The organism is Candidatus Jettenia sp. AMX1, assembly GCF_030263775.1.
Taxonomy (GTDB): domain Bacteria; phylum Planctomycetota; class Brocadiia; order Brocadiales; family Brocadiaceae; genus Jettenia; species Jettenia caeni.
Genome location: NZ_SZPP01000013.1, coordinates 69,674 through 77,027, shown reverse-complemented (window position 1 = coordinate 77,027; position 7,354 = coordinate 69,674). Strand labels below are relative to the sequence as shown.

Sequence of the window (7,354 nt, the reverse complement as noted above, 5' to 3'; positions counted from 1 at the left end):
TATGATATTTAATATCACAAAAGGTTATTGCCTGTTCAAGGCTTTTTAACCTCCTTGGAAGGACGCTGCTTTTTCATATTACCATTGCGAGGGGTTTTTTCCCGAAGCAATCTTTTCTCAACTATTCAAGAGATTGCTTCGGACAATACCCTCGCAATAACAAAATGACAAGTTAAACACAACACGGACAAATCATGTCCCTGTAGGGATCATTTGTCCGTGCCACCCTAAAAACCGCTTACATACAATGAAAATTCCTCTACAATCAAGCTAAGCGCTACTCGACTTGTTAGGGGTCAGTCAATATTCAACCCCGAAGGGATGATATCTCAACGCAGATATTCCATATCACCCCTTCGGGGTTGAAGGGCTTTTTTCTGCTTTTTCTATAATCATGACATCCCTACGGGATTGGGTAGAGACGCAACACCTTGCGTCTCTACCATTGTGTACAAGGTAAACAGGCTGTCCGAGAATGGAGGGTTTTTCAAATTTTGTTAGAAAGAGAGTGACAATTTAGTTGAGGCAATCCAGTACAATGATATAATGAAGTACCAATGAGAACCCCAAAACAAAACCACAATAATCAGTTAAAATTTTGCTTCGAGCCAACGATATCACCGAAGAAATATGCTGATTCATTCATTGCCTTACCAAGAGAAAATCCAAGGAGAATCAATCATATGGCGAAATTTAAACCATTTCATGAATTCCAGAAACCCCTGATGAGGTTTACTCCCGAAGCGTTTTTAGATTATATCGAAACGGTATTACCCAAAGACCATCTGTGCAGATTAGTCAAAGAGGTCGTATTCTCGTTAGACACCGAAGCAACAGAGGCGACCTATTCTTTGTTAGGCCAACGTACCTATCATCCGAAGTTACTCTTAAGTGTGCTCTTTTATGGGTATGCAACAGGGTTAAGGAGTAGTAGAAAGCTAGAAGAGAGATGCCTGAGCGATCATGTGTATATGTATCTGATACAATGCTACACGCCGGACCATCGGACAATAAGCGATTTTCGCAAGAATAATCTCAAAGCGATAGAGAAGTATTTTGTGGATATCGTAAGGATATTCAGTGAGTTGGGGTATACCAGCGTAGGAAAGATATACCTGGATGGGACCAAGCTCAAAGGGAATGCATCGGCAAAGCGGACGAAAGATCGTGCGGGGTTTGAGAAATGGCTCTCAGGGATAGAAGAGGAGATAGCGACATTACTTCAGGAAGCAGAAACGATCGACAAACAAGAAGACGATACCTGCAAAGTAGATCCTGAACAAGAGGCATTACAGGAGAAGTTATCAGACCGTACATACCTGAAAAAGAAGATAGAAGAGGCGCTGGAGGTGATGAAGGAGGAAGGAAAAGAGAAGATCAATCTTACCGATCGGGATGCCAATCATATGAAAAGCGGGGGAAGTAAAGACATACGTCCCGGCTACAACTGTCAGACAGTGGTAACCGAGAGTGGGATTATTGTAGCATCGGAGGCGGTAACGGAAGCGAATGACCGGAACCAATTGAAATCTGTGCTAGAGCTGACAGAGGCAAATACTCAGGAGAAAGTTAAAGAAGTTGCGGCAGATTGCGGGTACGGGAGCTATGCAAATTATGAGTATCTTGAAGAGAGAGAGATCGATGGATATATTCCGGATGATCATTTTCAGCAGTACAAGTCAGGAGCATATAAAAAGGAAGAGAATCGATATCACTCTACCAATTTTACCTATGATGCGGCAAGCGATAGGTATGTATGCCCGGAAGGAAAGCAGTTACTATATTGGAAGACCAGAACAGAGAAGACAGAGAGCCGTCAGTGGAATCATAAGGTTTACAGGGGGACGGAGTGTGGGACATGTCAGAAGCGGTCATTATGCACAAAGGCAAAGGTAAGGGAATTGTTCCTGGATATTCGTGAACCTCTTTTACAAAAGATGAGAGAGAAGTTGACATCTGATGAGGGAAGGCGAAAATATTTTATGCGTCAGTATATCATCGAACCAGTCTTCGGGCATTTGAAATTCAACGTGGGGTATCGAAACTTTCTCTTACGAGGACTGGAAAAAGTCCGTGCGGAATTTCAGTTGATGTGTATTGGATGGAATTTAAAAAAGATGCTGAAAATGGGAATAAGGCCTGCCACGGTATTAAGGTAATACGAGGAAAACAAGCCCTTAGGGTAGTAGTTCCATGTCCTTTTTATGCTCCTGACATAAAAGGATGTTTTGGATGAAAATAGGTTAACCTTTTCCTGGCTTGTTTATCGATGGTATTTTCATTTATCCACAATTTCCTTTATCTCTTACTCTTATTTATTAACCACTTTCTCGGACAGCCTGTATACATTGATCACGATACCGGATAACATGTGGTTTACAAAACTTCGTCTCCACCATATGCTGTCTGGTTTCAATCATTGATCACTCTATGTATGTCCGGAAGGAAAGCGGTTAATATACTGGAAGACCAGAACAGAGAAGACTGAGAGCCGTCAATGGAATCATAAGGTTCACAAAGGGAGAGTATGGTACATGCCAGAAGCGGCCACTATGCACAAAGACAAGAGAATTATCACGAGATATTCGTGAGCCTCTTTTACAAAAGATGAGAGAAATGCCCGTGAAGTGGAAGATGACAATTATTCAGGATAGCTCTATTACAGTCTATGATAAAGATTGGAAGATAAATGGGTATGGGAAAGTAAATGATGAATAGTAAAAATTATACAATGTGCTCTGAGATGATAGCACTCTCGTGGTAGTCTTTTGCTGGTAAGGTAATGCAAACCCTGGTATATTCGCCCTCAACACTATCAATAGTAAGCTTGCCATGATGATCAGTAATAATTTTATAACTTATGTTTAGCCCTAATCCAGTTCCTTTGCCGTGTGGTTTTGTCGTAAAGAATGGATTTATGATTTTGTCTTTTATCTCGGCAGGTATACCAGTGCCATGGTCGCAAAAGGTAACCTTTACATAAGAATGTCTGTTTATTGCTGTTTTCTCACCTAAGATTTCGAGAATTTTATTCTCATGTCCTCCCGGATATTTCTGATTCAGAGCATACCCTGCATTACTGATAATATTCATAAATACCTGTTGAATTTTTTGGGAATTTGCAAATACCTCCGGTAAGTCTTTAGGAATATCCAGCTTCATTTGAATACAATCTTCTTCAAGTTGTTTCCTCATCAATATAAGGGTATCGTATAATATTTCATGTACACTAGCTATATTCTTTTTCTCTTCGGGTCGGGCAAAGGAAAGGAGTTTACTAACGATAGTAGCTACACGATCCCCTTCCTTTATAATTCTACCGGCAAGGTCTTTTTCCATGCTTCCTTCACGGCTTTTATTCAACAATATCTGGGCACAATTAATAACACCCGTTATGGGATTATTGATCTCATGAGCTACACCTGCTGCTAATTCACCCAGGAGGACAAGATGTCTTGACCTTACAGCTTCCCTTTCCAGGTGTACTTTTTCAGTGATATCTATGGAAGAACCTAATATACCAATAATAGTACCATTTTCATTTTTTATAGGGACTTTAATAGTATGAATAATAAATTCTTGTCCATCCTTAAAATATCTCTCTTCTACATCCATTCTTTTCCCGGATTCTATAACCTCTCTATCGTTTGCCCTACATTGATTAGCAAGTTCTTTAGGAAAGAGGTCATAATCTATCTTTCCTATTATTTCTTCCGGTTTCATACATAAATCCCTGGCGAAGTTTTGATTACAAGCTATGTACACAGAATTTTTATCTTTGTAAAATATTCTCATAGGAATATTTTCGAGGAGTAATCGGTGCTCACTCTCACTCATACGCAATGAATCTTCTATCCTTTTCCGAGCAATTGCATTTCCAACAATCTCAGCAGTAATGCTCAGCAGATTAATATCCTCAACCCGCCAGGTATCCGGAGAGACAACATTATCAAAACCGATGAACCCGGCTAATTCTCTTTCAATACGAATTGCCAGAAGTAACATCGATTTTATATTTTCCCGTTCAAACTCCTCCTTTTCTGCGCAAGCCTCTTCGGGCATTTTACCTACATCAGGTATTTGAATTATATTCATATGCTGAAAGCTTTTCATCAGCCAGGGAAATCTTGCAGTGGGAAGATTCTGGAGATGGTGGATCTCAGATGATACGCCCTCAGAGCACCATTCATGAGTATTATCCATAATTTTGCCATCATCCCGAAAAAGGAATAAGTATGCCCTACTTGCTTTGCTTAATTGACCAATGTCAGCTAACGACTGAGTAATAGCATCATCAAAATCCTTAAGGATAGTAAATCTCCTGGAAATATTAGCCACAGTCATTTCAAAATGGATCCTGTATTTAAGAGATTCCTCTGCCCTTTTATGTTCAGTAATATCAACACCGTACAGGTTAACATACGAAATATTAGTCGCTGGTACAATCGTAAAAGAGAATATTTGGTTACCATATTTGGTCTCAATATTCCTTTGTATTACTCTTGTTTGAAAAGTACTCATAACGAGCTGACGTAAATAATCAGGAACAAATTGACCAATATCACAATGCCAGTCTTGTAAAAGGGCTTTTCCTGAAGGATTAGCGTAAACAACAGTACCATCCCCTGTAACACACAATAGCGGATGTGGATTTTTCTCAGAAAATGTAGTTATACTTTTTATTTTCTCTTTTAACTGTTTTTGTTTAGCCATACAAATTTGTTTGGTGTATATTTAATCTGTGAATGAGCTTCCTGGTATTTTCAGCGAATTCAATTGGAATATTTTAACATTGCTGGAAATAACAGATTGAGGTATATCTCATTTTGTTCACAGTAACCACAGCTCAGATACTAATTGATCAATCCCGATGGGGAACCCACTGACTGGAGAGCCGTATGCGGGAGACCCTCCTGTATGGTTCGGAGGGAGGGGAGATGATTGTCTTCCCTATCCCTATCAGACTCGCTTTGAAATTCCTATACATTACATGAGATTGCAAACCAGGATATACCTAACATTCGAGAAGTTTTCATGAGTATCCATAGATTTTGATTGATTTTTGAGGAGATTACATGAATCTCCCGGGAAACACCGGAATGGAATGTGTTTTTTGTCATTCCCCTGTCTTACTTGTCATTCCCGAATGATTCCCCGTTTTCACGAGGACAAGTTTATCGGAAATCCAGTACCTTTCCTGTTTCTTCTGCCTGCTGGATTCCCGATAAAGGCATTCGGGAATGACAGGAAGGGCCACCGTAGAATGTGAAAATCTTAAACTGGCGTGTTTTTTCATAACCAATGATTCTGCTCATGTTTCTGAATGTTTCTTAAGCTTGTCAAGTTATTATACAGTTTATTTCATATAACAGAATAAAATCACGTATGTCAATGAAAAAGCTGCCATTAGAGAGGTCTTATTGCTGAGTTGTTGTTATTTCAGGATTTTCTTTATCCATTTGCCATCGGGTGAAAATGGGGTCAGAGAAAATGGGATCAAATATTTATTGTTGACAAATCAACCTCAACTCTTTTGATAATCTGAGCAATATGGTTATCATTTTTCAGTTTTTCTCGTAATCGTTTTCTCCTCTGGCTCACCGTACTATAGTCTACCCCCATCATCTCTCCTATCTCAGTCCCGCTGAGTCCACCAACCCGGCACAACAAGTCCATAGCTATTTGCCTCAGAATACCCCGCTCCCCTTTTATTTCATCAAAACTTTTGTTCGTCTCTTTGATGATAGTATAAGTTTTCAGCCCATCATGCAACAACTCAAGAAACACATTCTTGTCATGATCGTTTTTAAATCCATTTTTTTAGAGGCATTCAGAATTTCTATACCTACTATTTTGTCTTCAGAAGTTGTATCTAAATTAACCCCTTCAGATAATTCTATAACTCCTTCCGGCGACTCATCTCCCAACTTTAAATACAAAGCATCTACTTCGTCATCATAATATACTTTCATCATTTTTTTCCTTTCTTCAAAGGATAATTTGTTATTATCGTTATCCTTATTTATCTGCAACTAACATTCATTTTTTATCTTTATGTTATAACTGTTAGCATAGTATTGTACAGCATAGCGGTTGTCAAATAAAAGTCCAAAGAATTATACTGAAAATCTCAATGTCTTTTCGTTATAATACTAAAATGTTTATTCGTATGCTGAGTTCAGTAATGATTTTGAAGATACATGATTAATAAACACATTAATTTATTTCTCCTGGCAACAGAAAATTTATTACGGCACAGGACAAAGACTGTTGTTGTTTGTCTCTGTATTATTGCCATCCTTTCACCTTTTATAACAGCCATCGCTATCTCAGAAGGCATCAGGGCACAATCACTAATCTCTGTTAAAGAAGGTGCAGACCTCTATATCACTTTTGATGAATTTGGCAGGAATGCGGCCATTCCCCTCAAGTATCTCGATGAAATAAAAAAAATCTTTGGCGTAACAAAGGCAATACCACGGATTATCGGTAGAGGCTTTTTACAAAATAAACTGGCGGTTATCGTTGGTATTAATAAAGAAGACATTCCAAAATCTATCACCTGCATTTCAGGCAGGATTTTTGAAAACGCAAACGAGGTGGTTGTGGGGCATGAACTGAAAGAACATTTTAAGTTACAGATAGGTGACCAGTTTAGCATGCGCGGACAACAGCGCAAAAATTTTACCGTTGTGGGGATTTTCTCTTCAGATTCCAGTATCTGGGGATCCTCTATGATACTCATGTCTTTCAACGATGCAGGTGAATTGTTCGGCAAACAGGGTGTTGCAACAGATATACAAATCCACAGTCTGCCGGGACATAATTCAGAAATTGCTACTGATCTCTATGATATCCTGCAAAACGAGCCTTACCGGTTACAAGATAAGCAGATGATTGAATTATATTTTAAAAAGGGATTTATGCTCAAGGAGGGTATATTTACTGCATTATATACCGTGGCGTTTGCCCTTGGTATACCAGCCATATTAGTGGCTTCAGGCTTCGGATTATCTGAACGGAAACGGGAGATCGGTATTATGAAGGCGACAGGATGGAATACCCTGGAGGTTTTAGAGCTTATTTCCTTTGAGCAATTACTTATCAGTTTGCTCGGAGCGACGATAGCCATTGTATTATCCATTCTCTGGGTTAAACTTTTCAATGGTGCGTTTATTGCCCAATTTTTTATTGCAGAGATACCTATGCTGCCTAAATTTACCTTACCAACAAGGTTTCTCCCATTGCCATGTTTATTGAGTTTCTTTTTTGCCTTTATACTGACGATGGTCGGCAGTATCTATTCTTCCTGGAAGGCATCCACCGAATCACCTGTTATATCAATGAAATGAAG

General features: G+C 39.1%; 6 protein-coding genes. 2 read left to right on the top strand and 4 right to left on the bottom strand.

The annotated features are described in order from the left end of the window. Nucleotides 1–683: 683 nt before the first annotated feature. Entirely contained in the window at nt 684–2,159 is a 1,476-nt protein-coding gene (locus tag FBQ94_RS04990; RefSeq protein ID WP_007221985.1) for an IS1182 family transposase, read from the top strand. A gap of 565 nt (nt 2,160–2,724) precedes the next feature. On the opposite strand, the gene FBQ94_RS04985 is transcribed toward FBQ94_RS04990, so the two are convergent. The 4 genes from FBQ94_RS04985 to FBQ94_RS04970 form a co-directional block, all read right to left on the bottom strand. Continuing rightward, entirely contained in the window at nt 2,725–4,713 is a 1,989-nt protein-coding gene (locus tag FBQ94_RS04985; protein WP_007221984.1) for a GAF domain-containing sensor histidine kinase, read from the bottom strand. Between the two features lie 403 nt (nt 4,714–5,116). Continuing rightward, the gene (locus FBQ94_RS04980) at nt 5,117–5,296 is read right to left on the bottom strand and encodes a hypothetical protein (RefSeq protein ID WP_040543720.1); all 180 of its coding nucleotides are present in this window, start codon (nt 5,294–5,296) and stop codon (nt 5,117–5,119) included. Nucleotides 5,297–5,496: 200 nt separating this feature from the next. Then, nucleotides 5,497–5,787, bottom strand: a complete 291-nt coding sequence (locus tag FBQ94_RS04975; protein WP_285442013.1) for a sigma factor-like helix-turn-helix DNA-binding protein — start codon at nt 5,785–5,787, stop codon at nt 5,497–5,499. Next, nucleotides 5,757–6,032 carry a DUF2283 domain-containing protein gene (locus tag FBQ94_RS04970; RefSeq protein ID WP_007221982.1) on the bottom strand — a complete coding sequence of 92 codons (276 nt, stop codon included), beginning with the start codon at nt 6,030–6,032 and terminating at the stop codon, nt 5,757–5,759. Before FBQ94_RS04970 ends, FBQ94_RS04975 begins: the two co-directional genes overlap by 31 nt. 168 nt (nt 6,033–6,200) lie before the next feature. On the opposite strand from FBQ94_RS04970, the gene FBQ94_RS04965 reads away from it, so the two are divergent. Beyond that, nucleotides 6,201–7,352, top strand: coding sequence for an ABC transporter permease (locus FBQ94_RS04965; RefSeq protein WP_007221981.1), 1,152 nt, complete (start codon nt 6,201–6,203; stop codon nt 7,350–7,352). Nucleotides 7,353–7,354: the final 2 nt, after the last annotated feature.